Raw genomic sequence first — 24765 nt, 5'->3', positions numbered from 1 at the left:
GCGCACACGACCGGGAGCATCGCGTTCCGCTCCGGGCCGTGATCAAGCGTCGGCCGTCCGTGACTGCGGAACAAGGGAGTTGAGGACTTGTCAACAAACCTGTCATGAGCACGAAATGCTCAGTGGTGTGCGGCCCGCTCCAGCAAGGTCTGCAGATACAGACCGCGCCCGGCGTCCAGCGGGCCCGGCGTGTGGGTGCGGACGGCGGTCGCGAAGTCGCGGCGCAGAACGGGCCAGCACTCCTCGTGGTCGATGCCGGCCGTGTCGTAGACGAGGGGGAGCGCGGGGCCGAACAGCTCGACGCGGGTGAGGGTGTGCGGGACGGCGACCGAGCCGGACAGGGAGGCCTGGCTCACCGCGCCGTTCTCGTGTTCGCAGGTCAGCTCGAACCACCGGCGTGCGTCGCCCGTGCCGCGGATGGCGGTGATGGGGCCGATCGCCGCGTCCAGCAGGTCGAGCAGATGGGGTCCGAGGTCGAGCAGGGCTCCGTGTTCGAGGCGCCAGCCGGTGGCGAACTCGCCCTCCAGGAAGGCGCCGTGGAGGTAGCAGGCGCGGGCGCCGCGGACATCGAGCGTGCGCGCGGCCTCCAGGAAGGCACGGGTCGCGGGGTGGTAGCGCTTGGTGAGGACGAGCTGGGAGACGACTCCCGCCTCGGCGATCGCGTCGGCCACCCGGCGGGCCGCGGGCAGGTCGGGGCCGAGGGGCTTCTCCAGCAGCAGGGCCTTGCCCCGCTTCGCCGCCAGCGGGGCCAACTCGGCCTGGACCGCAGGGGGAACGGCGAAGGCCACGGCCTCGCAGCGGTCCAGCAGCTCCTCGAAGCCGGCGGCGACATGGGCGGCGTACGGGGCGGCGGTCTCACGGGCCGCCTCCGGACGGCGGGCCCAGACCGCGGCGAGCCGGGTCTCCGGCCCGGCGGCGAGGACGCGGGCGTGCATGGCCCTGGCCCAGGGCCCGGCGCCCACGAGCCCGACCTCGACGGGCCGGTGGGTCCACGGGGCGGGGGAGGCAGTGGTCACGGTGTTCCTGTCTGTGGGAGGGCGGCACGGCGGTCACCGTGCGAGGCGGTCGAGCCGGGCGTCGGCGCGGGCGGGGGAGTAGAGGGACTCCACGACCATGGCGGCGGCCCCGATGAGCCCGGCGTGGTCGCCCAGCCGCGAGGTGACGACCTGGAGGTTGGCGGTGGCACGCGGCATGGCGCGCTGGTAGAGCAGCTCACGCACGCCGGTCAGGAAGGGGACTCCCGAGAGTTCGCCGGCGATCATCAGGACGCCGGGGTTGAGCAGGGTGACGACGGTCACCAGGACCTCGCCCACCCGGCGTCCGGCCTCCCGGGCCAGGCGGATGGCGTCCGGGTGACCCTCGTTGAGCAGCCGTTTGACGTCCCGTCCGGAAGTGGTGTCGTGGCCCAGGGCGGACAGCTCCCTGGCGATCGCCCGGCCGCTGGCGACGGCGGCCAGGCAGCCGGGGGAGCCGCACATGCACAGGGCGTCGGGCCGGTCGTGCAGACGGATGTGCCCGATGTCGCCGGCCCCGCCGTCGACACCCCGGAAGAGGTTGCCGTCGATGACGACGCCCGCGCCGATGCCGGTGGACACCTTCAGCAGGAGGAAGGCGGAGCAGTCACGGTGGTTGGCCTGGTGCTCGGCCAGCGCCATGAGGTTGGCGTCGTTGTCCACCAGGACCGGAACGGCCTCGTCCTCGGGGCCGGTTCCCATCTGGTGCGCGTACGCCTTCTGCAGGCGCTCGCGGATCGGGTAACGGTCCCAGCCGGGCATGATGGGCGGCTCGATCACCCGGCCCGACTCCCAGTCGACGGGACCGGGCACGGACAGCCCGATGCCGCAGACATGGGCCGGCGGCACACCGGCGGCCGCGATCAGGTCCGGGAACCAGCCCGCCAGACGGTCCAGCACGGGCTCGGGGCCTTCGCTGATGTCCATCGGACCGGTGTGCTCGGCCAGGATGGTGCCCGCGAGGTCGACGACCGCCGCGCGGGCGTGCCGGGTCTCCAGGTCGAGGGCGATGACCGAGGCGTGGGTGGGGTCGAAGACGATCCGGTCGGACGGCCGGCCGCCGGTGGAGGTGCCGGTCGTGTGACGCAGCCAGCCCGCCTGGTTGAGCAGGTCGAGGCGCTGCCCGACGGTGGAGCGGGACAGCCCGGTGGCACGCTGGAGGCCGGCCCGGGTGTTGGCGCGGCCGCTGCGGATCAGCTGCAGCAGTTCTCCCGCGCTTACCTGGCTTGACGTCATCATGGAGGCCCCCATAGCTCAGCTCTTGTCGGCGCCGCTGGTCAGGCCCTCGGTGAGCAGGCGTTCGGCGGCGAAGAACAGAAGTACCACGGGGATCGTCAACACCACGGAACCGGCCATCAGGACGGTCTTCGGCACCTCGATCCCGTTGGAGAGCTGGGCGAGGCCGAGGGAGACGGTCCACTTGTCGGGGTCGGCCGCGAGGAAGAGCAGGGCGAAGAGGAACTCGTTCCACGCGATCATGAAGACGTACAGACCGGTCGCCATCAGGGACGGCAGGGCGAGCGGCAGGATCACCTTGCGGACCGTCTGCAGCCGGGAGCACCCGTCCAGCGCCGCCGCCTCCTCGATGGAGTACGGGATGGTGACCAGGTAGTTCTTCAGCATGTAGATCGACACCGGCACGGTCTGGGCGACGTAGACGATGGCGAGGCCGACCAGGCTGGAGGACAGTCCCATCTTCGCGAAGATGACGAACAGCGGGACCGCCAGCAGCGTCGCCGGAAACAGGTACACGGCCAGGAAGAGCGCGCTGACCTGGCGGTGGCCGAAGAACTTCAGCCGGCTCACGGCGTAGGCGCCGGGCACGGCGGCGACCAGGGTGAGCACCACCGTGCCGAGGGACACCAGCGCGGAGTTGAGCAGGAACTTCAGGAAGCCCTGACCGCCGGAGTCGGCGGAGCGCAGCACGTCGCGGTAGGTGGTGACGGTGAAGTCCTTGGCCGAGACCCACAGGGACCCCGGGTCGAGCAGCAGCGCGTCGATGGGCTTCAGCGACAGCAGCACCATGTAGTAGAAGGGCAGCACGGTGATCACCGCGAGGAACGCGATGACGACCCGGCGCAGGACGCCGAAGAACCTCTCCTCGAACTGGGCGCGGGTCATCACGACTCCTCCTGGACCTTGTTGCCGAAGAACTTGAAGTAGCAGCCCAGCAGGATCATGAGCGAGACGGCCAGGACCAGGGCCTGGGCGGCGGCGGCCCCCACGTCGTAGCGGGCGGTCAGGAAGTCGTAGACGCGCACGGCCGCCACGTCGGTGCCCGCGCCGCCCCCGGTGAGCAGGTAGACGTCGTCGAACTTGTTGAACGTCATGATGAACCGCAGGACGCACAGCAGGGCGATGACCGGCATCAGCTGGGGGAGCAGGATGTGCCGGAACCGCTGGGTGGGGGTGGCCCCGTCGACGAGCGCGGCCTCCTCCAGCCCGTCGGGCACCGCCTGCAACCGGGCCAGGATGAACAGGAAGGCGAAGGGGAAGTAGCGCCAGCACTCGAAGGCGATGACGGTCAGCAGCGCCAGCGGGATCTCGAAGTGCAGCCCGAGCAGGTGCACTTCGTACTCGCGGGTGGACAGGAACGCGATCGGGTCGTCCCAGCCGAACAGGCGCCGGCCCCAGTCGTTGACGACGCCGTACTGCGGACTGAGCGCGACCTCCCAGACGAAGGCCACGGCGACGACGGGTGCGACGTACGGCAGCAGCATCGCCGCGCGCAGCAGCCCGCGCCCCCGGAACGGCTTGCGCAGCGCGAGCGCGGCGGCCAGGCCGAGGACGACGGAGCCGAGCGTGGACCCGGCCGTGTACAGCAGGGTGGTGCCGAGGCTGGACCAGAAGCCGGCCGAGTCGAAGACCTGGGTGAAGTTGTCCAGGGACCAGTTGCCGAACAGGCCCATGCCCTGGATGTCGACGAGCTTGGCGTCCTGGAACGCCAGCAGCACGGTCCACGCGATGGGCAGCACGACCACCACGAGGACCACGAGGAAGGTGGGGGAGACGAACGCGAGGCCCGCGCGGTTGGCGCGCCGGCTCGCGGTCATCGGGCGGCGGCCCGAGGAGGCGGACGGGTCCGCCGGCCGGGGGCCGGAGTCCCGGCGCTCTGGGGCGCCGGCTGGGGCTGTAGTCATGAGGGGACCTTCGTGACGTGCAGGCGGGCGGCTACTGCAGGGACTTCTTCAGGGCGGCGACCTCGTCGTCGGCTTCGCGTGCCGCCTCGGACGGCGAACTCTGGCCGCTGGTCATGGCGCCGATGGCCTTGGGCACGGGCAGTTCGCCGTTGGTGGCGCCGACGAGGGTTCCTTCGCCCTGGGTGATGCCCCAGCGCCGCATGTTGCCGACGCCGTCGGCGAGCTGGTTCAGCAGGCTGGCGGGGAAGACCTCGTCGAGGGGCTTGCGGGTGTCGACGCCGATGTCGCTGTGCCGCCAGGCGTCGAGATAGCGGCCGGGGTCGGCGGCGGTGCCGGTGCGGACGGGGATCTTGCCCTCGGGCGCCATGCCGAACCAGGACTCGTAGCCCGTGCCCATCATGTACTCGATGAACTCACGGGACGCCGCCGTCTCGGCCGTCTTGGTGGTCACCCAGGAGGTGATCTCGCCGAACTGGGCCGCCTCCTTGCCGTCGGGGCCCTTCATCGCGGTCACGATGCCGCTGTTGTCCGACAGGTACCGGGGGTCCTTCTTGCACTCGGGGCAGCTGGGCAGGGCGTCCTCGCGCAGGCCGGCCAGCTCGTCCAGCAGGAACGAGGACCAGATGATCATGGAGGAGCGGCCGGCGAAGTAGGTCGCGCGGGTGGAGTCCACGGTCTGGGTGCCCGGGGCGCCGTAGGTGCGGGCCAGCTGGTCGTAGGCGCGGAACGCGGTCTCGCACTGCGGGGAGTCGAGGGCGACCTCGCTCCGGTCGTCGACGAGCTGGCAGTCGTTGGCGAGCGCGATGCTCTCGAAGCTCTGGGAGGTGAAGACGTCGCTCGGGTCGGTGGCCGCCGAGACGCCGTCGTACCCCTTGGTGGTGAGGGCCTTGGCGGCGGCCAGCGCGTTCCCGTAGGTGTCCGGGGCCGGGAGGTCCTTCTGCTCGAACCGGTCCTTCCGGTACACCAGCAGCTGGAGCCAGGCGTCGGAGGGCACGCCGAGGCTGGTGGCGCCGTCGGAGGTCAGCTCCAGCGCGTTGGCGTTGAACGTGTCGCGCCCGAGCTCGCCCACGATCCGCTTCGGGATGTCGGTGTTCAGCAGGCCGTTGGTGTACATCTGCCAGACCTGGCCCATCGGCGCCGCGCCGATCACGTCGGGCAGCGTGCCCGAGGCCGCCGCCGACATGATCAGCTGGGGCATCTGGCCCTCGTCGACCCCGACGAGATGGACCTTGATCCCCGTTTCCTTCTCGAACCCGTCGATCACCTTCCGCGTCGCGGCGACGCGATCAGGAAGGTTCTCCTGGGACCAGACCGTGATCTCACGGTCCGGTGTGCCGGGTCCGGTGCTGCCGGCACAGCCCGACAGCAGCCCTGTCGCCAGGGCTGCCGTGACGCCGACCGCGGTCATCCTCGACCGCAGGGTCATGATGCGCATTGCGTGTCCTCGTTCCGGCTTACGTCTACTCGCCACGCATCTCAGCATCAGTTTTGCGTGTTGACAAGACATAAGTTGTGGATATTGTCGACGCAACCGCACCAGCAACCATCCGGAGCCGTCCGTGTCGCCCGTGTCGTCCGTCTCATCCGTGGAACGCGTCGTTCAGTTCACCGGCCCCCGTCAGGTGGAGGTCGCCGAGCACGTCCGGGCCGAACTGCCGCCCGGCCATCTGCGGGTCCGCACCCGCTACTCGGGCATCTCGGCGGGCACCGAGCTCACCGCCTACCGCGGCACCAACCCGTATCTGACGCGCACCTGGGACCCCGAGGCACGCCTGTTCCGCGAGGGCGCGCCCGGCATCGAGTATCCGGTGGCCGGCTGGGGCTACTCGGAGGTCGGCGAGGTCGTCGAGATCTCCCCGGAGCTGGCCGGCACGCCGGGACTGCCGGCCGTCGGCGACCTGGTGTGGGGCATCTGGGGCCACCGCAGCGAGGGGATCGTCCCCGCCGAGCGCATGACCGGCCACACCCTGCCGGCCGGCCTGGAGCCGCTGGCCGGTGCCTTCGCCCGGGTCGGCGCCATCGCGTACAACGCCGTCCTGGCCGGCGACATCCACCTCGGCGAGGACGTCGCCGTGTTCGGGCAGGGCGTCATCGGCCTGCTCACCACCCGCCTCGCCCAGCTCAGCGGTGCCCGCGTCACGGCCGTCGACGCCCTCGACGGCCGCCTGGAGACCGCGAAGCGCTACGGCGCCCAGCACACCCTCAACGCCCGCACCGACGCCGTCGCCGAACGGATCCGCGAGGCCACCGCGGGCCTCGGCGCCGACCTCGCCATCGAGATCAGCGGCGCCTACCCGGCCCTGCACGAGGCCCTGCGCTCGGTCGCCGCCGGCGGCCGGGTGGTCGCCTCCGGCTTCTACCAGGGCGACGGAATCGGCCTGCGCCTCGGCGACGAGTTCCACCACAACCGCGTCCAGCTGATCTGCTCCCAGATCGGCGGCGTGCCCCCGCAGCTGTCGAACCGCTGGACGGTCGAGCGCCTCCAGCAGACCTTCCTGCGCCTGGTCGCCGAGGGCCAGGTGGACGTCACCTCCCTGGTGAGCCACGTGATCCCGGCCGCCGACGCCGCCGACGCCTACGTACTGCTGGACGAGCGCCCCGCCGAGGCGCTGCAGGTCGTCCTGGAATTCTGAGAGTCCCGAAAGGCCCCCTCCCCATGCTCAAGACCGCCGTCCAGGAACAACTCCTGCCCGGAGACACCCTCCAGGCCAAGTGGGACTTCGCCCAGCAGGCCGGCTACGACGCCGTCGAACTGCGCGGCAAGGGCGACCTCCACTTCGCCTCCCGGCTCGACGAACTCAAGCAGGCCGCCAAGGACGGCGTCGTCATGCCGACCGTCTGCGTCGACATGCTGCACTTCCTCGGCGCCTTCGACGAGGACCTGCGGCGCGACGCCGTCGCCCAGATGAAGTCCCAGCTCACCGTCATCGCCGAGATCGGCGGCGTGGGCGCCCAGACCCCCGCCTCGTACGGCATGTTCTCCCGGCGCCTGCCCCCCTTCGAGCCCCCGCGCACCGAGGAGGAGGACCGCGAGGTGCTCCTCGCCGGCCTCACCGAACTCGGCGAGCACGCCCGCAAGGAGGGCGTCACGCTCTTCCTGGAGCCGCTCAACCGCTACGAGGACCACATGGTCAACCGGCTCGAACAGGCCGCCGACCTGATCCGCGCGACCGGCCTGGACTCGATCCGGATCGGCATCGACAGCTACCACATGAACATCGAGGAGACCGACCCCGCCGCCGCGATCCTCGCCCACGCCGACGTCATCGGCCACGCCCAGGTCTCCGACTCCAACCGCTTCCAGCCCGGCGCCGGACACCTCGACTGGCCCGCCTGGCTCGGCGCCCTGCACACCATCGGCTACGACGGCCACCTGGCCCTGGAGTGCCGCCTGACCGGCGACCCCGTCGAAGCCGTGCGCTCCGTCCCCGCCTTCCTGAAGAGGTCGGGCGCGTGACATCCCCCCTGGACCTCCTCGACCGGCCCGCGCCCACCGCGCCCGCAGACCACCTGACACTGCGGCGCGGTGCGGCGCGGGTCCTCCTCGGCAACTGGACCGGCACCTCCACCGTCCCCTCCCGCACCCTCTACCCCCACCAGTGGAGCTGGGACTCGGCGTTCATCGCCATCGGCCTGCGCCACCTCTCCGTGCGCCGCGCCCAGCGGGAGCTGGAATCCCTGCTGGCCGGGCAGTGGGCCGACGGACGCGTCCCCCACATCGTCTTCAACCCCGCCCTGCCGCACGACGCCTACTTCCCGAGCCCCGACTTCTGGCAGTCCTCCCGGGCCGGCCGGACCGCGGGCGCACCCCCGTCTCCCGAGACCTCCGGCATCGTCCAGCCCCCGGTGCACGCCCTGGCCGCCTGGCTCGTGCACCGGGCCGACCCGGCGGAGTCCCGGCGCCGCGGCTTCCTCGCCCGCCTCCGGCCACGGCTCGCGGCCTGGCACGACTACCTCCTCACCCGCCGCGACCTCGGCGGCGGCGGACTGGCCGCCGTCGTCCACCCGTGGGAACCGGGCATGGACAACAGCCCCTGCTGGGACCGCGCCCTGGAACGCGTCGAACCCACGCCGCCCGGGGCCTTCCGGCGCGCCGACCTCGACCACGGCCATCCCGCCGACCGGCCCACCGACCTCGACTACGGCCGCTACGTGCGGCTGGCGACCGACTACCGCGAGGCGGGCTACGACGACCGCGGACTCACGCACCGGTTCGCCGTCGAGGACCCCTGCTTCAACGCCCTGCTGGTCGTCAGCGAACTGGCCCTGGCCGCCATCGCCCGCGAACTGGGCACGAACGGCGAACCGCACACCGCACGCGCCGCCCGGCTGACCCGGCGGATGGTCACCCGGCTGTGGGACGAGGACGCCGGCCTGTTCCGCGCGCGCGACCTGCACACCGACACCCTCGTCGACGAACGCGGTGTCTCCGGGCTGATCCCGCTCGTCGTGCCCGGCCTGCCGACGGACGTCGTCCGGCACCTGTGCACGACGCTCGACGGCCCGCACTTCGACGCCCCGGCCACCCGCCTGGTCCCGAGCTACGACCTCACCGGCCACGCCTTCGACCCCACGCGGTACTGGCGCGGCCCCGCCTGGTTCAACACCGCCTGGCTGATCCAGCGCGGACTGCGCACCCACGGCCTCCAGGAGGGCGCCGCACGCCTGCGGGACGGCTTCCTCGCCGAGGCGGGACGCTCCGGGTTCGCCGAGTACGTCGACCCGTCCACCGGCGCCGCCCGCGGCACCCGGCAGTTCTCCTGGACCGCCGCGCTCACGCTCGACCTGCTGTGCGCCGACCCGAAGGAACCCATGCCATGACCGCGGCCGACCACCGCGTCCAACTGGTGCGCGACGCCACCTTCGTACGCCTCGGCGCAGACGGGGAGATCAGCGGCACCCGCGGATCCGCCCCCGACGGACTGTTCGCCCGCGACGCCCGTCACCTCAGCCGCTGGCAGCTCACCGTCGACGGCACCGCACCCGTCGCCCTCGTGCCGGCGACCGCGGAGACGGACGACACGGCCGCCTGCGTCCTGACGCCCGAGGGCACGCGGGACAACCCGCCCCCGTACACCGTCTTCCGCACACAGAGCGTCGGCGCGGGCACGTTCACCGAACACCTGCGCATCGTCAGCAACCGCCCCGACCCGGTGACCGCACGCCTCGACCTCACCGTCGACGCCGACTTCGCCGACCTCTTCGAACTGCGCGCCGACGACCGCCACTACACCAAACCCGGCGCGGAAGGCCACGTCCACCACACGGCCGACGGACTGCGCTTCGACTACCGGCGATCCGACTGGCACTCCGCCACCTCCGTCACCTGCCGTCCCGCGCCGGACCCGGCCGCCACCACGCCCCCGGATCCGCCAGGCACCGCACGGACGCTCACCTGGCGGCTGTCCCTCGCGGCGCACGGACAGGCCGACCTGCACCTGACCGTCCGCGCCCGCCCCCACGGCCGTCCGCTCACGGCCCCCGCCGAACCGCGCCCGCACCGGCGCGGCCCCGCGGCGGTGGACGGGACGGACGACCTGACCCGCGCCTGCGAGCGCGGCCTCGCCGACATCGACCTGCTGACGATCCCGGTCACCGGCGTGGACGGCGAGGAGGTGCGCATACCCGCCGCCGGCATCCCGTGGTTCCTCACCCTGTTCGGCCGGGACTCCCTGCTGACGTCGTACTTCCTGCTGCCGTACCGGCCCGCGACGGCCGCCGCCGTCCTGAGCGCGCTCGCCGCCACGCAGGGGCGGCGCCACGACACCTTCAGCGGGGAGCAGCCCGGCCGCATCGTCCACGAGACCCGGCACGGCGAACTCGCCCACTTCCGGCAGGTCCCGTACGGCCGGTACTACGGCGCCGTCGACGCCACGCCCCTCTTCCTGGTGCTGCTCCACGCCCACTACGAGACCGTCCGCGACGCCTCGCTCGCGGCACGCCTGGAGGGGCACGCACGGCAGGCCGTGGACTGGATGCTCACCGACGGCGGACTGCGGGAGCACGGCTACCTCGTCTACACCCCGGACCCGGGCGGACTGGTCAACCAGAACTGGAAGGACTCCGCGGGCGCCGTCTGCTTCCGCGACGGCACCCAGGCCCAGGGCCCGATCGCGGTGTCGGAAGCACAGGGCTACGCCTACGACGCCCTCGTGCGCACGGCCGAACTCGCCGACGAGGTCTGGCGGGACGAGCCGTACGCACGGCGCCTGCGCGAAGCCGCCGGCCGGCTGCGCGAGCGGTTCCTCACCGACTTCTGGATGCCGGAGGCCGGCTTCCCCGCCCTCGCGCTGGACGGTGCGGGGCGACAGGTGGACGCCCTGGCGTCGGACGCCGGGCACCTGCTCTGGTCGGGCATCCTCGACGAGGGCCGCGCCCGCCGGGTGGGCCGCCGGCTGCTGGAGCCCGACTTCTTCTCCGGCTGGGCGATCCGCACCCTGGCGGCAGGACAGAAGCCGTACCACCCCCTGTCCTACCACCGGGGCAGCGCCTGGCCGCACGACAACGCCGTCATCGCCCTCGGCCTGGCCCGCCACGGCCTCGCCGCCGAGGCACGTACGGTCGCCGGGGGCCTCGTCGCGGCGGCGGCCCACCACGGTCACCGGCTGCCCGAGGTCATCGCCGGCTACGACCGCGCGGCGACCGCCGGACCCGTCCCGTACCCGCACGCCTGCTCGCCGCAGGCCTGGGCGGCCGCCACGCCGCTGGCCCTGCGCACGGCACTGGAACAGGGCTGACCCCTCACGCGGAGCCGAACAGCTCCCCGGCGTGCTCCAGCGCGAAGCGGGCCACCCGCCTGCCCAGGACGACGCCCGCCTCGTCGGCCGACCGGGTGTGGATGCCGGACAGGACCCGGGCCTCGACGTTCTCGTCGGTGAGCTGCCTCCAGGTGGTGTAGGTGCGGGTCACCCCGGGTGCGGTGGGACTGGTCAGTGCGAACGGGGCGGTGCGCGCACCGGAGAACGCCGTGAGCACAGCCTCCGCCGCCCCCGAGTAGGTGTTGTGGCCGCTCGGGTGGTCGGGGTGGGCGGGCGTGGTGTGCAGCGGGGTCCAGCCCGGGTCGGGGTCGACGGCCCCGGTGCGGATCGCGGTGACCGGGCGCCACCGCTCGTACGCGTACTTGCCGTCGGACGTGGCGATCTGCGTGTCCACCAGGGCCACGTGGAACAGGGCGACCAGCCGGGCCTGTTCGGCGATCCCCCGCGGGGTGCGGGAGAGCGCCACCCGCAGCGGCTCGGTGTACAGGGTGAGCGAGGAGCCCAGCCAGAAGGTGGCCGTCTCGGTCTGGTGCGGGCTGCGCACCGGGCTGTCCACGGAGCCGTACGCACGGACCTCCGCGAGGTCGGCGGCATAGCGGTCGGAGTCCAGCGCGGGCGGCGGACCCGGTCTGAACTGGTCGGGCGTCCTGAGCAGGAAGGGCACGGCGAGCCGGTTGCCGTACTGGGTCGCCGGTGCGTACGAGGGTGGCGTCGGCTGCCAGACCCCGGGCCCGGGAGCCGGTACCGGGTACGGGGCGTTGACCGAGGCGGGATCGAGCCCGTCGTCGCGGCGCGAGCCGAGCACGACGGCGGCCTCGCGCCGCCCCGCCGCGACGCCGAGGCTGCGGGCCTCGCCGCCCGGGACGCGGTCCAGGCTCTGCCGGTACGTGGCGTCCAGCTGCTCGGCCCGGCCGGGGACCAGGTCCACCAGCGCCTGGTGCACGGCCGAGACGAGAGCGGCCTCCTGGTAGGCGGCGCGGTCGACACCCCCGGGCACGCTCCGGACGGCGCGGGCCGCGGCGAGCCACGCGATCGCCCACGTACGGCTGTTGGTGACCTGGGTGGCGGCTCCGGCCGCCGCGATCGTCTCGGCCGTGGTGTCGTACCAGGTGAGCACCGCCGAGCGGCGGTCGGCCGCGACGGCCCGCGGGGCGGCGACGGACGCCGGCAGCAGGGCCGCCGCGCCGAGGGCGACGAACGTGCGGCGGCTGGGACGGGACAGGGGCGGTGTCACGCGGTCTCCTTCGACGGGACGGGGGCGGCGGCGGGGCGCGGCAGCCCGTAGTGCTCGCGGAGCGTGGCGCCGGTGTAGGCGGTGCGGAACAGGCCGCGCGCCCGCAGGATCGGCACCACGTGTTCGGTGAAGAGGTCGAATCCGCCGGTGAGCCAGGGCGGCATGATGTTGAAGCCGTCGGCGGCTCCGTGCTCGAACCACTCCTGGATCTCGTCGGCGACCTGCTCCGGCGTACCCGCGACCACACGGTGGCCGCGGGCGCCGGCCAGGCGGTGCAGGAGCTGCCGGACCGTGGGCTGTTCGCGGTCGATGATGTCCAGGACGAGCTGGAAGCGGCTGCCGTTGCCGCGTTCGCCCCGGGTCTCGATGAGGGCCCGCGGCACGGGGCCGTCGAGCTCGTCGGCGCTCAGCTCCAGCCCCAGCAGCCGCTGGAGCAGGTGGAGCGAGTACTCGGGCTGGGTGAGTTCGTTGAACTCCTCGTGCAGCGCGCGTGCCTCCGCCTCCGTCGAGCCGATGAAGGGGCTGATGCCCGGCAGGACGATCACCCGCTGCGGATCCCGGCCCAGCGCGGCGGCCCGCGCCTTGAGGTCGGCGTAGAACTCCTGGCCGCTGCGCAGCGTCTGGTGCGCGGTGAACACGGCCTCGGCGTACGCGGCCGCGAAGGCGCGGCCGTCCTCGGAGGACCCGGCCTGCACGTAGACCGGGCGGCCCTGCGGGGAGCGGGGCAGGTTCAGCGGTCCGCGCACCTTCAGATGGCGGCCGGCGTGGTCGATCTCGTGGATGCGGTCCGTGTCGGCGAACAGCCCGGACTTCTGGTCGGCGACCAGCGCCTCGTCCTCCCAGCTGTCCCACAGCTTCGTCACGACGTCCACGAACTCCCGTGCGCGGTCGTACCGTTCGGCGTGCACCGGGTGCGCGTCGAGACCGAAGTTGGCTGCGGCCTGCGGCGCGCCCGTCGTCACGATGTTCCAGCCCGCCCGGCCCCGGCTGAGATGGTCCAGCGAAGCGAACAGACGCGCCAGGTTGTACGGCTCGGTGTAGGTGGTCGACGCGGTGGCGATCAGGCCGATCCGCTCGGTGGCGGCGGCGACGGCCGACAGCCAGGTGAACGGCTCCAGCCGGAACCGGCTGGCGTAGCGCACGTTGTCGGCCAGCGACGGGCCGTCCGCGAAGAACACGGCGTCGAACGCGGCCTGCTCGGCCCTGCGGGCGAGGTCCTGGTAGAAGCCGATGTCCAGGAGCCGGCCGGGATCGGTGCCGTGGTACCGCCAGGCGGCCTCGTGGTGACCGCCCGGGTAGACGAACAGGTTCAGGTGCAGTTCCCGGGCACTCATGCCGCGTCCTCCTCCTCGGCGAGGTCCACTCCCAGCCGGGCGAGCAGCCGGCCGCGCAGGGCCGCGTACTCGCCGCTGCCGTGGCGGCGCGGTGCCGGGAGGTCCACGGGAAGATCGGCCGCGATCCGGCCGCGGTCCAGCACCACGACCCGGTCCGCGAGTGCGATGGCCTCGTCGACGTCGTGCGTGACGAGGAGCACGGAGGGCCGGTGCCGCTCGCACAGGCGCCGCAGCAGCGCGTGCATCCGGATCCGGGTGAGCGCGTCCAGCGCACCGAACGGCTCGTCGGCGAGCAGCAGTTGCGGCTCCCGCACGAGGGAACGGGCCAGTGACACGCGCTGCTGCTCGCCGCCGGACAGCTCGACGGGCCAGGCCCGCTCACGCCCGGCGAGCCCGACCTCGGCGAGGGCCGCCCTGCCGCGCTCCCGCGCCGACGGCCCGTCCAGGCCCAGGACGACATTGTCGAGAAGCCGTTTCCAGGGCAGCAGCCGTGCGTCCTGGAAGACGACGGACACGTGGTCCGGAGCCGTCAGCCCGCCGCTGCCCGCCACCTCGTGGTCGAGCCGGGCCAGCGCCCGCAGCAGCGTGCTCTTGCCGGACCCGCTGCGCCCGAGCAGGGCGACGAACTCGCCCGGCGCGATGGACAGGTCCAGTCCGTCCAGCACCCGGCGCTCGCCGAAGGAACGCACCAGGTTCTCGATCCGGACCGTCGTGCGCCCGCCGGTCTCCGTCAGCCCGCCAGTGTGCGCCGCCATGTCAGGGTCCTCCTCTCCACGAGGCGTACGAGGGCGTCGGAGACGAGGCCGAGCAGTCCGTACACGACGAGGCCGACGATGATGACGTCGGTCTGCCCGTACGTCCGCGCGAGCTCCATCATGTAGCCGATGCCGCTGGTGGCGTTGACCTGCTCGACCACGACCAGCGCGAGCCAGGCGGCGGTCACCGCGAAGCGCATGCCGAGCAGGAAGCCGGGCAGGGCGCCGGGCAGCACGACGTGCCTGACGAAGGCGAGCCGGCCGAGCCGCACGGTCTCGGCGAGTTCGGCGTAGCGGTTGTCGATGGTGCGCAGCCCGTTGTGCGTGTGGATGTACACCGGTACGAAGACGCCGAGGGCGATCGTGACGACCTTCATCGTCTCGCCGATGCCGAACCAGAGGATCAGCAGCGGTATCAGCGCCAGCGACGGGATGGCCCGCTTGATCTGCACGGGACCGTCGATCACCGCCTCGCCGAGCCGGCTCAGCCCGGAGACCAGCGCGAGGACCAGTCCGGCCGCGACGCCGAACAGCAGGCCGAGCAGGGCGCGTTGGGCGGAGGTGGCCAGGTGGGACTGCAGCTTGCCGTTGTCGATCAGGTCCCCGGCGGTGCCGGCGATGGTCCACGGGGCGGGCAGACTGCGCGCGTCGACGAGGCCGAGGCCGGAGCCCGCCGCCCAGAGCGCGAGGAGCAGCAGCGGGCCGATCGCCCAGCCGTACGGCACGGGCCTGCCGGGGCCGAGCCGCTTGCGGCCCGGGCGGCGCGGCCGGACCGGCGCCGCCGGTGCCCCGACCGCCGGTGGCGCCTGCTCGTCCAGGGCGGTGGTGCTCATGATGACGTCCCTTCGCCGGCGATGGCCGCGGCGGCCACCGGTTCGTAGCGGCGGTCGAAGAGCAGGTCCGCCTCGAAGGGCTCGCGGTCCTGCTCCTTCGCCAGCAGGTCGATGGTCTGCTGCTGGCGGCGGATGGCTTCGGTCCAGTCCGCGGGGATGTCCGGGTGACCGGCCCGCCGGACCAGGTACTCGCCGTCCTCGCGGCTCAGTCCCTGATCCTCGACGTAGTAGCCCGCCACCCATTCCTGCGGATGTTTGTCGATCCAGATCTGCGCCCGCGCCCAGAACTTGACGAGTTCCCTGATCGCGGCGGACTTCTGGGGGTCGCCGACCGACTCGGTGAGCGCCCACAGGTGGGCGGGGTCGTCCCGGAGGCCGTGCTTGACGGTGGTGGCGCCTTCCTTTCCGTACTTCGTCAGATAGCGCTTGATATTGACGTCCGCGATGGGGGCGGCGTCCACCTGGTGATTGCCGAGCGCCGTGGGATAGACGTCGCCGGTACTGGCGAGTTCGACCAGTTCGACGTCCTGCTGGGTGAGTCCGGCCTTGTCCAGGATGCGCAGGACCAGAGCGCCCTGGGCCTGCCCCGGGCTGTAGGCGATCTTCTTTCCGCGCAGGTCCGCGAGGGTGCGGATGCCGGCGCCGGGAGCGATGCCCAGTTCGTAGATCGGGTTCTTCAGCGGATCCTCGCGGAACTTCGCCGCCACCAGTTTGGTGTCGAGTCCCGTCCAGTGGGCGTTGATGGACGGGATCTCGGCGGCGGAGCAGATGTCCAGGGCATCGGCCCGGAAAGCCTCCGAGCACTGGGGGCCGCCGCTGATGTTGGCCCACTTCACCTTGAAGGGCAGCTTGTCGGTCTGCCCCGACAGTTCCAGGGCGACCTTGAGGTCCGGTGCGCCGACCGTGAGGGTGGTGTCGGGGGAGACCGCGGCGGGGATCTTCTCGCCGGAGACGTCCTTGCTCGCGGTGGACTGCGCCGTGTCCACACAGGAGGTCAGGGCCAACGAGACGGTCAATGCGACGGCCGGGAAGGTCGGACGCCGGAATCCGGATATGCGTGTGCGGGAGGTCATGACGGCCTTCACAGGAATAGCTTTCGCCAAGAGGGAATTCGCCCAGGAGAAAAGTGCGGCGTGCCGGATCGCATGACACGGAAACAGGGCGGGACGGGCAGTGGAGCGGTGGAGTTCAGCGACACACCGCGGTGGCGACGCGCATCAGATCGATGGCTCGCCTCTTTCGGAACCGCCGGGTCTCGGGCATGCCGTGGACGCTATCCATGCGTCAAATACCGGTCAAGGCAATGGAGTCGGCCGACGGGCCAGTGCAACGACACCTTCGTCGGTGCGCCATGTTTCCGCAACAAACCGCCGCCCTGGCGGCCGAGTCACCGTCCGGCGGGCCGGGCGCCGATGGTCCCGCTGTGGCGCGCCGCACCCGCCGGCGGAAGAGTTCGGCAGACCGATGAGCTTCCGCACGCGCGGCCGTCTACCTTGACGACCAACCGCCTACCTACGGACACGAGGAGCAGGAACATGAGCGACGGCTACTCCTACACACTCACCCGCACGCTGGACGTCCCCGCGGTCAGGGTGTGGCAGGCGTGGACCACCCCCGAGCAGTACGAGCAGTGGGCTCACGCCGCCGCCGGTTCGGTCGAGATGGACGTGCGGCCGGGCGGAGCGTGGAAGTCCACGATGGTCACCCCCGACGGCGGGCAGTTCCCGCTCACGGGCTCCTACCTCGACGTCACCGAGAACCGTCTCCTGGTCACGGGCATGGACGTACCGGGCCGGACCTCGCCCGCCGTCATGACCATGGAACTCGACGAGCCGGACGCCGGACGCACGCGGATCGTGCTCCGCCAGACCTGTGACAGCGCGGAGGAACGCGACCTGGCGGAGCAGGGCAGCAACATGCTGCTCGACGGCCTGAGCGCCTACCTGGCCGCCGACACGGGGGCCTGACGCCCAGTCAGGCGTACGAGGACTCGGTCGGCGGCGCTGCTTCGGGGCCGGGTCAGGCGATGGACGCCGACACGACGGCGGCCACGGCCAGGTTGCACGACGCGGTCACCCAGACCGCCGGGTGAGGCTCCGGGTCGACCAGCGTCGCGCCCAGGCGCCCCGGCGTGATCAGGTCGACCACCAGGAACGCCACGGCCATCATCACCAGCCCCAGCACACCGAAGGCCGCCGTCGACACCAGTCCCTTGCCGAAGTCCTCGTACGTCGTCCAGATCGAGGTGAACACGATGCCGCCGATACCGAGCAGCGCCGAGCTGAGCAGCACGGCGGCATTGCGATTGCGCTGCTCCCAGATCTGCCGGCCGAGCTTGCCGGGCGTCAGCACGTCGACCAGGACGATGCCGAGGACCAGCAGGACCAGGCCCAGGGCGCCGTAGGCGGTGGCCCGGCCGAGTCCGTTGACGATGTCGCTCATGGGGTAGCCGGCTCCGTAGCGTGAGGGATCGTGGGTGATCGCGGTCAAGGCGATGCAAAATGTAGCGCACCTGTTCGGCCACTTGACCGGTGGACCGGAAACCGAAGCGCTCCCACGGTGCGGCGCACCTCAGCGTGACGTGCCCTGCTCCCGTTCCACCGGCAGCCACAGTTCGGCGTCGGCCTCGGTCCCGTCCGCCGACAGACGGCTGCGCAGGATCTCGGGGCCGGGCCGGCTGCGGTACGGGTTGGACGGGAACCACTCCGTGAACACGTCCCGCCACAGGTTCTGGATGGCCTGCGGAGCCGGTCCCGAGGTGGTGAACACGGCCCAGGTCCCGGCCGGGACGGGCAGGACCGACAGGCCGTCCGGTGCGGCCATCGACGTGATCACCCCGTGGTAGTAGTCGAGTTCGGTTCCCTCGGCGCGGCTCGGGTCCAGGTCGTCGCAGACAGCGACGACGCCCCGCGGCTCCAGATCCGACAGCTCCTCCAGGCGTTCGGCCTCCTGCGGCCCGATCCCGCGCACGAAGTCGATGATCGCCTGGTTCGGCCCCGAATGCACCAGTGGCACCCGGGCCTTGAAGCCGGCGACGGTGAAGGCCGGCCTGTCCACTACGCGGTATCGCATGCTGCTGCTCCCTTCGAGGGTGAGGCGGAAGGTCAGCCGTGGCTGGGAGACGAGCGCGGCGCCGGTACGCCGGGCCTCGCCCGGCCCGACACCGTGCATGGCGCGGAACGCACGGGCGAACGCCTCGCCCGAGCCGTACCCGTAGCGCACCGCGATGTCCAGCAGCGGAACGTCCCCGGCGAGCACCTCCGCGCCGGCGACGGTCAGACGCCGGCGCCGGATGTACTCCGACAGCGGGATGCCCGCGAGCGCGGAGAACATCCGGCGCAGGTGGTACTCGGAGGTCGCCGCGAGACGCGCCAGCCCTGCCACGTCGATGGACCGGTCGAGATGGCGCTCGATGTACTCCATGGTCTGGTTGAGCCGCTCCAGCACGCCAGGTCCCCTTCCTTATCTGCGATCACCACGCTAGGCACCGCACACCCTGCCGGACCCGACATCCTGTGCCCGATGAGGTCGGGTGCGCACGGCCGCCCGGGGGACCGGTGTCACACGATCGCGCGGGCGAACGCCTCGAGGACCCCGAAGTCGCCGTCGCGCAGACCCAGCCGCGGGTCGACGCGGTGCAGGAGCGCCGCACCGTCGTGGTGCGCCGCCACGAAGGCCCGGTCGGCAGGGCCGATCTCGTCGTCGACCCAGGCGAAGGGACGGCCGTCGGCGTGCTCCACGAGACCGCGGGTCTTCCAGAAGGTGCCGTCCGGCTCCGTGCCCCATGGCGCCGGCCACGTGACGACGGGCAGTTCCGGAAGGCCGAGGACCGGCGCGATGAAGAGGTTCGCCTCCCGCCCCCACGTGGTGGCCCACACCAGGTCGTACAGCTCGCCCAGACTCCGCAGCCTGCGGCCGTGCTCCGGGTTCAGCCAGACACGCAGCGGCTTCACGTACGCCCGTGGTGTCCCCGGATGCTGGGCCACCCATCCCTCGGGCTTCATCCGGTGGGTGGAGTACCCCTCGGGACGCCGCTGCGGCTGCGCCGCGTAGGGATTGAGCGGGCCGTCGACGTCGAGGTAGAGCAGTGGCCGAGACACGACAAGCGTATTCCTCTCACCCGTGGCGATGCCCGCCCGGACCTTGAGCTGCGAAGTGGCCGCACGACCCTCAGGCTGTAGGGAGCAGCATGCCGGATGCCACCGCTCGTGTGCGAGGGAGTGCCGAGATGGCGAAGAGCCCTGGAGAGGGAAAGAAACCGGGGGAGGACGGCAGGGAAGACCCGTACCGGCGTCCCGAGGGTGTCAGCGACCTGACGGTGGAAGCGCTCGGGTCCTTGTCGAAGGCGCTGGAGACGACCGAGCGGGCCCGCGGGCACCTGTACTCCTTCCACCAGCTGACCGGCACGGCCGACCTGGAACTGGACCGTACGGTGGCACTGCTGCGCAGGGCGGGGCACCAGGCGTGGGCGGACCGTGTGGAGAGGGAGATCCTGGGCCGCAACGTGATCCCCGGCCACTGGACGTTCCAGGTCGTCGAGGCGTACGACCGGACGTACTACGAGGCGTTCAAGGACCTGGAGCACGCGGCGGTCCAGGAGCTGGCCGACGGCCGCGACCACCTGTACGAGGCGGAGCTGAAGGAGGCCCGCCGCACCCGCAACCATCCCGACCACACGGCCCGCCCCGACAGCCCGGGCACACGCAGCCCCATCAGCCCCTTCACCTGACGGCCGCCGCCTCACAGGCCGGCCGCGTGGTCGGGGACGTAGGTCTGCAGTTCGCGCGGCGTGCGCTCGTACCCCGTGGAGGCGGGCCGATCGGGAAGCTCCAGGACCGGCGGTGACACGTGGTGGTAGGGGACGGAGTCCAGCAGATGGGCGATCATGTTCAGCCGCGCCCGGCGCTTGTCGTCGCTCTCCACCACGTACCACGGCGCCTCGGGGATGTCCGTGTGCACCATCATCTCGTCCTTGGCCCGCGAGTACGCCTCCCAGCGCGTGATCGACTCCAGGTCCATCGGCGACAGCTTCCAGCGGCGCAGGGGGTCCTCCAGACGGCGCCGGAAGCGCTCCTGCTGTTCGGTGTCGCTCACCGAGAACCAGTACTTGCGCAGCAGGATGCCGTCTTCCACCAGCATCCGCTCGAAGATCGGGCACTGGCGCAGGAACCGCTGGTGCTCCTCCTTGGTGCAGAAGCCCATCACATGCTCGACCCCGGCCCGGTTGTACCAGGAGCGGTCGAACAGCACGATCTCCCCGGCGGCCGGCAGATGCTGCACGTACCGCTGGAAGTACCACTGCGTCCGTTCGCGCTCGGTGGGCTTCGGCAGGGCCGCGATCCGCGCGACACGCGGGTTCAGGTGCTCGGTGACCCGCTTGATCGTGCCGCCCTTGCCGGCCGCGTCCCGGCCCTCGAAGACGACGACCAGGCGCGCGTCCTGTGCCCGCACCCACTCCTGCAGCCTCGCCAACTCCGTCTGGAGCCTACGCAGTTCCTTCTCGTACACCTTCCGCGGCAGCTTCGCCGCCTTCTTGCCGGCCATGCCGCCTCCACCCGCTGAGCCCGCCGGCGGTGACCCACCACGTCACCGATGCGGGCCACCGTACGTCCGTGCGGGCGCCCGCGCACCCCGTCCGCCGTACCGCGAGGTCAGTCGGCCTGCGGTGCGAAGGGGAGCATGACGTCCTCACCGGGCTGGACGACGCCGTAGCTGCTCTCCGGGACCTTGTTCCAGGCGCCGGGCAGACTGCCCAGGGGCTCGGACACGATCAGGCGGGTGTCCTCGGACATGTCCCTCAGGAACCCCAGGTCCGGGTGGAGCGCACGCAGGGTGTCCACCCGCGTGCTGTAGTACAGCGACCGCGAGGCGCCCTGGCTGGAGTAGCGGAAGGCCCACAGCCGCAGCCCGTCGGTCACGGCGACCGTCATCTGCAGCGGGTACTCGACGCCGTGGTCGTGACCGGTCCGTTCGATCATCGCCGCCATCCGGGCGACGGCCCGCGGAGGGTCGTCCTCCAGCCCCAGCGTGAGCGCCAGGAAGAACATCATCTCCGAGTCCGTCGATCCCTCGATGTAGGCGTACAGACTCGGGTCGACGGCCAGAGCCAGGTCGCGCCGGCTCAGGTGGAACTCGGCGATCGCTCCGTTGTGCATCCACATCCAGCGGCCGTGCCGGAACGGATGGCAGTTCGTCTGCTGCACGGCACTGCCCGTCGAGGCGCGGATGTGGGCGAAGAACAGGGACGAACGGACGTGGGCCGCGATCTCCCGGAGGTTGCGGTCGCTCCAGGCCGGACCGATCTCCCGGACCACCGCCGGGGTCTGCATGTGCGGGCCGTACCAGCCCACGCCGAACCCGTCCCCGTTCGTCGTCTCGACGCCCATGCGGGCGTGCAGGCTCTGGTCGATCAGCGAGTGCTCCGGCTTGTAGAGGATGGTGTCGAGGAGCACGGGCGCACCCGAGTAGGCGAGCCATCGGCACATCTTCCGTCGCCTCCCGGCACCGGTCCGCCGCTCGCCGCCACCTCCCCTCCCGGACCGGGCGTCAGTCGACCGGCCAGGTGTGGACGGGGGCGTTGAGGTGCATGTAGTCGATGTACATCTGGGTCATCCGGCGCAGCGACTCGTGCCGCCCGGAACGGGTGGAGGCGTCCAGGCGGTGGAACATCTCCTTCTGCCAGACCGCACCGTTGCGGCCGGTGACGCACCGCTGCTCGATGATGCCGAGCAGCGGCTCCCGCCAGGCCTCGTCCATGCCGGACCGCTCCAGCCCCCGGTGCGCGAGCGGCAGCAGGCGCCGCAGGACCAGCTCGGGCACCGGTACCTCGCCCATGCCGGGCCAGTACAGCCGTGCCTCGATGCCGTGCCGCGCCGCCTCGTGCAGGTTGTCCTGGGCGGCCGAGAAGGACATCCGCGACCACACCGGGCGGTCCTCCTCCACCAAGGCGCGGGTGAGCCCGTAGTAGAAGGCGCCGTTGGCGAGGGTGTCGGCGACGGTCGGGCCGGCGGGCAGCACCCGGTTCTCCACCCTGACGTGGGGCTTGTCGTGCGCGACGGCGTACACCGGGCGGTTCCACCGGTAGATCGTGCCGTTGTGCAGGGTCAGCTCGCCGAGTTCGGGGATGTCGCCGCGGTCCAGCGTCTCCGCGGGGTCCTGGTCGTCGCACAGGGGCAGCAGCGCCGGGAAGTAGCGCAGGTTCTCCTCGAAGAGGTCGAAGACGCTGTTGATCCACCGCTCGCCGAACCACACCCGGGGCCGCACCCCCTGCACCTTGATCTCCTGCGGACGGGTGTCGGTCGCCTGCTCGAAGAGGGGGATGCGTGTCTCGTGCCACAGCTCCTTGCCGAGCAGGAACGGCGAGTTGGCCGCGAGCCCGACCTGTACGCCGGCGATCGCCTGGGCGGCGTTCCAGTAGTCGGCGAACTCCTCCGGTGACACCTGCAGGTGGAACTGGGTGCTGGTGCACGCGGCCTCCGGCGTGATCGTGTCCGCGTAGGTGCGCAGCCGGTCGACCCCGTCCACCTCGATGCGCAGATCCTCGCCGCGGGCCGCGAAGACCTGGTCGTTGAGCAGCCGGTAGCGCGGGTTCTCCGACAGCGCGGCCTCGCCGACGTCCTGCTGCCTGAGCGTGGGAAGGATGCCGATCATGATCAGATGGGCGCCGACGGACCTGGCGCGCTGGTCGGCGTGGTTCAGCGCGGCGCGGATCTCGGTCTCCCAGGCGTCGGGACCGCCCGCCGTGAGACGGCGCGGCGGAACGTTGATCTCCAGGTTGAACCGGCCCAGCTCGGTCGACCACGCCGGGTCGGCGATGGCCTCCAGCACGTCGCTGTTGCGCATCGCGGGTTCCGCCGCGCCGTCGACGAGGTTCAGCTCGATCTCCAGCCCCACCTGGGGCCGCTCGGCCTCGAACCGCGACTCGCGCAGCATCTGCGCGAACGCGTCGAGACACTCCTGCATCTTGATCCGGTAGCGGCGGCGGTCCTCGCGGGTGAAGACCAGCGCCGGGACGTCCCGTCCCATCGGCCCTCCCGGGGTTGCCTCCTCGGACGTTCTCCATCCCAGCGTCGCACCGCCCGACGAGCGCGACCACGCGAGGCGCGACCACGCGAGGCGCGGCCGCCGGGGCCGGCGCCCGTCCGCGGAACGTCACCGCCACCGGCAGGCCGGTCGGCGCCGGAGCCACGTCGCAGCGGAACGTCGCCGCCCCGGAGCCGGTGCGGTGGGCCGGCTCCGCCGGCGGCTGCCCTCCGTGTACAGCGATGTGGCGGACAGGCACTCCGCCCCGGTCACGTCGGGCAGCAGAGCCGGACGCTCCGTGACGAACCGGTTCAGCGCGCCCGGTGCCGGGGCCGGCACGTCGAGCAGCAGGTCGGCCCCGCCGGGAGCCGTGAGCTCGACGGTGACCGCCTCGCTCAGACCAGCCCCTGCCCGGTCAGCCGCTCCCGGCGGCGGGCAGGGGCACCCGCCGTGACGCCCGCCAGCGGCGCGAGCTCGAACCGGGCGACGTCGAGCTCCCCGAACCGAACCGAACCGAACCGGACCGGGCTCGCGGCGCGTGCCGGGCGCGGCGTTCGGCAGGACGGGGGCGGGGAAGCCGGTCACCGGGGAACCTCTCCCAGCAGGCCGGCAGCGCTTGCCCGACGTGAGGAGGAGAAGGATGCCGCACACGGTGGAATGGAAGGTTCGTCTCCACCTTTTCGAGGACGACGAGGGAACGACGAAGGCACGCGTGGTGCTGGACACCGGTGCCACCGCGCTCACCGGCCACGGGTCCGCCCACTGCCATCCGGCGGACAGGTACCTGCCGGAGATCGGCGACGAGCTGGCGGCGGGCAGGGCCATGAACAACCTCGCCCAGCAGCTGCTGGACGCCGCCGAACGCGACATCGAGGGAGTGGGCGCGTCCAGGCCGAGCACACGGCAGGTCACCGGCTGGCCCATGTGAACCCCGGCGGAAGCCCACCGCACCGAGCCGGGAGCCGGCTGCTCACAGCCGGCTCCCGCTGCCGCACGGGCCGTACAGGTCCAGCAGCCGGACCCGGGTCGCGTGCAGTCGGCGGGCGGCCACGTTGCCGACCCAGTGGGCCACCGCGCGGCCGAACTCGGGGTCCTGGGCTCCCATGGCCCGCACGGTGTCCGCGTCGAACTCCCAGGCCCGCACCGGGCTCATCGCCTCGGCGCCCAGGTGCCAGCGGTGGGGAGGGAAAAGCCAGGACCAGCCGACGAGTTCGCCGTGGCCCAGCGACTCGATGACGGCGGCACGGCGCCCGGGGACGCGCAGATCGAGCGTCACGGTTCCCGTTCGGATGATCCAGAACCGGTCGGCTCGCCGGCCCTCGTCGAACAGCCGCGTACCTTCGTCGACGGACACCTCGCGGGCGATCCGCGTGAGTCGCTCGCGGTGGCCGGCCGGGAGGGCTGCGGTCAGCGTGGTGGTGGAGGTCATCGCTCGGGCTCCCTTCGTACTCTCGGTGCAGGCGGTCGGCGAACGGCCGGACCGTGCGTCCCCGGGACGCCGGGACGCCGCATCACCGCCGCCTGCGGTCCCTGGGGCCTGCTGACCTCAGCCTGCCCCCGAGTGGTGGGCGAGGCGACGGGCCACCCGGACCCGATACCGGGACGTTCGGCCCCCTTCGGATGACCATGACGGTGATCACCCCGGACAACGCACGCATCGTTCTCACCGCGGCGAA

24 protein-coding genes are annotated in these 24765 nt (G+C 72.0%); 7 read left to right on the top strand and 17 right to left on the bottom strand.

All coding sequences use genetic code 11. The features are described from left to right. Nucleotides 1-119: 119 nt before the first annotated feature. Genes H0H10_RS22690 through H0H10_RS22670 form a run of 5 tightly spaced genes read right to left on the bottom strand, consistent with a single transcriptional unit; the run spans nt 120 to nt 5588 of the window. Complete coding sequence (locus H0H10_RS22690) at nt 120-1016, bottom strand: Gfo/Idh/MocA family protein (RefSeq protein WP_188182867.1); 897 nt, start codon at nt 1014-1016, stop codon at nt 120-122. A 33-nt stretch (nt 1017-1049) separates the two neighbouring features. Then, complete coding sequence (locus H0H10_RS22685; protein ID WP_223180278.1) at nt 1050-2249, bottom strand: ROK family transcriptional regulator; 1200 nt, start codon at nt 2247-2249, stop codon at nt 1050-1052. 18 nt (nt 2250-2267) lie between these two features. Then, nucleotides 2268-3134, bottom strand: a complete 867-nt coding sequence (locus H0H10_RS22680; RefSeq protein ID WP_188182865.1) for a carbohydrate ABC transporter permease — start codon at nt 3132-3134, stop codon at nt 2268-2270. Next, on the bottom strand, nt 3134-4153 hold the full coding sequence (locus H0H10_RS22675; RefSeq protein WP_188182864.1) for a carbohydrate ABC transporter permease: 1020 nt from the start codon (nt 4151-4153) through the stop codon (nt 3134-3136). Before H0H10_RS22675 ends, H0H10_RS22680 begins: the two co-directional genes overlap by 1 nt. Nucleotides 4154-4184: 31 nt before the next feature. Next, nucleotides 4185-5588, bottom strand: coding sequence for an ABC transporter substrate-binding protein (locus tag H0H10_RS22670; RefSeq protein ID WP_188182863.1), 1404 nt, complete (start codon nt 5586-5588; stop codon nt 4185-4187). A 151-nt stretch (nt 5589-5739) separates the two neighbouring features. On the opposite strand from H0H10_RS22670, the gene H0H10_RS22665 reads away from it, so the two are divergent. Genes H0H10_RS22665 through H0H10_RS22650 form a run of 4 tightly spaced genes read left to right on the top strand, consistent with a single transcriptional unit; the run spans nt 5740 to nt 10890 of the window. Then, on the top strand, nt 5740-6786 hold the full coding sequence (locus H0H10_RS22665) for a zinc-dependent alcohol dehydrogenase (protein WP_188182862.1): 1047 nt from the start codon (nt 5740-5742) through the stop codon (nt 6784-6786). Nucleotides 6787-6809: 23 nt separating this feature from the next. Next, nucleotides 6810-7610 carry a sugar phosphate isomerase/epimerase family protein gene (locus H0H10_RS22660; RefSeq protein ID WP_188182861.1) on the top strand — a complete coding sequence of 267 codons (801 nt, stop codon included), beginning with the start codon at nt 6810-6812 and terminating at the stop codon, nt 7608-7610. Further along, nucleotides 7607-8974: an MGH1-like glycoside hydrolase domain-containing protein gene (locus H0H10_RS22655; protein ID WP_188182860.1), complete on the top strand. Its 1368-nt coding sequence runs from the start codon at nt 7607-7609 to the stop codon at nt 8972-8974. Before H0H10_RS22660 ends, H0H10_RS22655 begins: the two co-directional genes overlap by 4 nt. Then, entirely contained in the window at nt 8971-10890 is a 1920-nt protein-coding gene (locus H0H10_RS22650; protein WP_188182859.1) for an amylo-alpha-1,6-glucosidase, read from the top strand. Before H0H10_RS22655 ends, H0H10_RS22650 begins: the two co-directional genes overlap by 4 nt. 4 nt (nt 10891-10894) lie before the next feature. Here the strand turns inward: H0H10_RS22650 and H0H10_RS22645 are convergent, their stop codons facing one another. From H0H10_RS22645 to H0H10_RS22625, 5 genes are read right to left on the bottom strand one after another with little or no spacing between them, the layout of a single operon-like run. Beyond that, a complete protein-coding gene (locus H0H10_RS22645) occupies nt 10895-12145 on the bottom strand; it encodes a vanadium-dependent haloperoxidase (protein WP_188182858.1) in 1251 nt (416 codons plus the stop codon). Further along, on the bottom strand, nt 12142-13479 hold the full coding sequence (locus H0H10_RS22640) for an LLM class flavin-dependent oxidoreductase (RefSeq protein ID WP_188182857.1): 1338 nt from the start codon (nt 13477-13479) through the stop codon (nt 12142-12144). The genes H0H10_RS22645 and H0H10_RS22640 overlap by 4 nt, the downstream gene beginning before the upstream one ends. After that, nucleotides 13476-14234 carry an ABC transporter ATP-binding protein gene (locus H0H10_RS22635; protein WP_188182856.1) on the bottom strand — a complete coding sequence of 253 codons (759 nt, stop codon included), beginning with the start codon at nt 14232-14234 and terminating at the stop codon, nt 13476-13478. The genes H0H10_RS22640 and H0H10_RS22635 overlap by 4 nt, the downstream gene beginning before the upstream one ends. Next, the gene (locus H0H10_RS22630) at nt 14210-15067 is read right to left on the bottom strand and encodes an ABC transporter permease (protein WP_188182855.1); all 858 of its coding nucleotides are present in this window, start codon (nt 15065-15067) and stop codon (nt 14210-14212) included. The genes H0H10_RS22635 and H0H10_RS22630 overlap by 25 nt, the downstream gene beginning before the upstream one ends. Beyond that, nucleotides 15064-16140 (bottom strand): ABC transporter substrate-binding protein, encoded by a 1077-nt coding sequence (locus tag H0H10_RS22625; protein WP_188182854.1) that lies wholly within the window; start codon nt 16138-16140, stop codon nt 15064-15066. Before H0H10_RS22625 ends, H0H10_RS22630 begins: the two co-directional genes overlap by 4 nt. Nucleotides 16141-16602: 462 nt before the next feature. Here H0H10_RS22625 and H0H10_RS22620 point away from each other — a divergent pair, with 462 nt between their 5' ends. Beyond that, nucleotides 16603-17034 (top strand): SRPBCC family protein, encoded by a 432-nt coding sequence (locus H0H10_RS22620; protein ID WP_188182853.1) that lies wholly within the window; start codon nt 16603-16605, stop codon nt 17032-17034. 52 nt (nt 17035-17086) lie between these two features. On the opposite strand, the gene H0H10_RS22615 is transcribed toward H0H10_RS22620, so the two are convergent. The 3 genes from H0H10_RS22615 to H0H10_RS22605 form a co-directional block, all read right to left on the bottom strand. Further along, nucleotides 17087-17509 carry a DUF350 domain-containing protein gene (locus H0H10_RS22615; RefSeq protein ID WP_188182852.1) on the bottom strand — a complete coding sequence of 141 codons (423 nt, stop codon included), beginning with the start codon at nt 17507-17509 and terminating at the stop codon, nt 17087-17089. A 129-nt stretch (nt 17510-17638) separates the two neighbouring features. Further along, nucleotides 17639-18514 carry an AraC family transcriptional regulator gene (locus tag H0H10_RS22610; RefSeq protein ID WP_188182851.1) on the bottom strand — a complete coding sequence of 292 codons (876 nt, stop codon included), beginning with the start codon at nt 18512-18514 and terminating at the stop codon, nt 17639-17641. Nucleotides 18515-18627: 113 nt separating this feature from the next. Further along, nucleotides 18628-19167: a hypothetical protein gene (locus H0H10_RS22605; protein WP_188182850.1), complete on the bottom strand. Its 540-nt coding sequence runs from the start codon at nt 19165-19167 to the stop codon at nt 18628-18630. A gap of 128 nt (nt 19168-19295) precedes the next feature. Between H0H10_RS22605 and H0H10_RS22600 the strand changes: the two genes are divergently transcribed. Beyond that, complete coding sequence (locus H0H10_RS22600; protein WP_188182849.1) at nt 19296-19796, top strand: hypothetical protein; 501 nt, start codon at nt 19296-19298, stop codon at nt 19794-19796. A gap of 11 nt (nt 19797-19807) precedes the next feature. On the opposite strand, the gene ppk2 is transcribed toward H0H10_RS22600, so the two are convergent. The 3 genes from ppk2 to H0H10_RS22585 form a co-directional block, all read right to left on the bottom strand. Further along, nucleotides 19808-20611 (bottom strand): polyphosphate kinase 2, encoded by an 804-nt coding sequence (ppk2, locus tag H0H10_RS22595; protein WP_188182848.1) that lies wholly within the window; start codon nt 20609-20611, stop codon nt 19808-19810. Between the two features lie 107 nt (nt 20612-20718). Further along, on the bottom strand, nt 20719-21552 hold the full coding sequence (locus tag H0H10_RS22590; protein ID WP_188182847.1) for a class II glutamine amidotransferase: 834 nt from the start codon (nt 21550-21552) through the stop codon (nt 20719-20721). Nucleotides 21553-21613: 61 nt separating this feature from the next. Then, complete coding sequence (locus H0H10_RS22585; protein ID WP_188182846.1) at nt 21614-23092, bottom strand: glutamate-cysteine ligase family protein; 1479 nt, start codon at nt 23090-23092, stop codon at nt 21614-21616. Nucleotides 23093-23729: 637 nt separating this feature from the next. Here H0H10_RS22585 and H0H10_RS22580 point away from each other — a divergent pair. Continuing rightward, a complete protein-coding gene (locus H0H10_RS22580; RefSeq protein ID WP_188182845.1) occupies nt 23730-24017 on the top strand; it encodes a DUF1876 domain-containing protein in 288 nt (95 codons plus the stop codon). 42 nt (nt 24018-24059) lie between these two features. Here H0H10_RS22580 and H0H10_RS22575 read toward each other — a convergent pair whose 3' ends face one another. Beyond that, entirely contained in the window at nt 24060-24518 is a 459-nt protein-coding gene (locus tag H0H10_RS22575; RefSeq protein ID WP_188182844.1) for a cyclic nucleotide-binding domain-containing protein, read from the bottom strand. Nucleotides 24519-24765 lie beyond the last annotated feature (247 nt).

The sequence above is a fragment of the Streptomyces griseicoloratus genome, from assembly GCF_014534645.1.
Taxonomy (GTDB): Bacteria; Actinomycetota; Actinomycetes; order Streptomycetales; family Streptomycetaceae; genus Streptomyces; species Streptomyces griseicoloratus.
The sequence above is the reverse complement of the archived record's forward strand: the minus strand, read 5'-3'. Positions and strand labels throughout refer to the sequence as shown.